Origin of the sequence: Pedobacter sp. Leaf250 (genome assembly GCF_920984735.1) — a bacterium.
GTDB lineage: Bacteria > Bacteroidota > Bacteroidia > Sphingobacteriales > Sphingobacteriaceae > Pedobacter.
The window spans coordinates 1-1,419 of sequence record NZ_CAKLBU010000046.1; the positions used below are offsets into that span (position 1 = coordinate 1).

At 45.9% G+C, this 1,419-nt stretch carries 1 protein-coding gene; it reads right to left on the reverse strand.

The genetic code is table 11. From position 1 onward, the window contains the following. Positions 1-415: 415 nt before the first annotated feature. Entirely contained in the window at positions 416-1,330 is a 915-nt protein-coding gene (locus LUA91_RS20615; RefSeq protein ID WP_231428002.1) for an IS110 family transposase, read from the reverse strand. Positions 1,331-1,419 lie beyond the last annotated feature (89 nt).

A 1,419-nucleotide genomic window follows, 5' to 3' on the forward strand; every position in this document is an offset into this window, starting at 1 on the left:
TTTTTTTATGGGCAAAAGATGTTCCCTGCCCTGAGAATTGGCGGTTTCTATTTATTTAAATTAACACCTCTCAGAAGCTTTCTTTTTTATAAAAATATTAAAAACTTAGCTATATCCTCCTATTAGCGGTCGTTAAAATTTGCCGCAGGTATTTATTAATTGTCAAGTTAAAAGATAGCCGCACACTGATTAAAGCAGGTTTGACCCCAGCAAGGTTTAAAAAGCAGTCTATCATATCTTTACAGCCAGTTTTTTATTTCACAAGCCCGGTCACATATGGTGCCCCGCCCATCCAGACATGCCTTATCCTTGAAAGCAGTTTTCTGGCTATTTTGATTATGGCCCGTCTGGAACCAACCCTAGCCGTCCACCTGCTATAACATAATGTTAGGGCCGGATCTGTTCTCACAGCTACTCAGGCAGCCTCCACCAATATGTACCTGAGCCGGCGGTGCTGTCTTGTGGTTATGCTTCCTTTTCTGTCATTCTCCCCTGTGGAATGCTGCATTGGGCATAGCCCGACAAATGAGTTGAGCCGGTCAAATTTCTCAAAACGTGAGATATCACCAATTTCAACAATCAGCACAGCTGCTGTTACGGGGCCTATTCCGGGGATAGAGCAGAGCAGGCCTGAGATAGTACGGTAGCGTACTTTGCCCATAAGCTTCCTCATCTCTCGCAGGGTGTCCAATTTTTGGACTTTGATGGCCTCCATTATAGAGAGCTGCCTGTCCAGTACTTCGCGGATGCTTGGCTCCCCACAGCTGACCGCTTTTAGCCATTTTACAAATGCCCCGCTCCAGTTTGCCTTTCCAAACTTCTGGGGTATCTCAATCCCCATCAGGCGGAGAAGGCCTTTTATCCTGTTCTTTGACCTGGTAAGGTCATTGCTGTACCGTTCGTTGAGCCGCACCAGCTGCCTGTCGGCCTCAAGTTCGGGGTCGGGTACATAAACCCCTTCTAACTGCCCCGCCTGAAGTGCCGCCGCTATCCGTTTGGAATCATTCCTGTCATTTTTGTTCTTTGTGCCCTTATCGGTGCGTGGAACATCTGCAGCGTTCACCGCAATACAGCTTATCGAACGGGCCGCAAAAGCACGCTGTATCCAAAATCCACAGAAACCGCTTTCGTAAGCACATTCGTAGTGGGCTTCCGGGTAATTGGTTAAAAGAAAATTCCACAGCCCATCAACAGAGGGGGGAGACTGGACGAAGCTTTTGAGATACTGTTTCCCTAGATAGAGGGAAACGGTCCAGCTTTTAAGGTGCACATCGATGCCACAGCTAATCGTATGGCCGCTAAAGTCTAATTTTTCTGCTAAATTTGTCATGATCTTAGTTCTATTGTTTGTTAAATTTAACAATTGTGGCTGCTAAAGACCACTTGAACTAAGATCACTTTTATTACATAGATACTGAT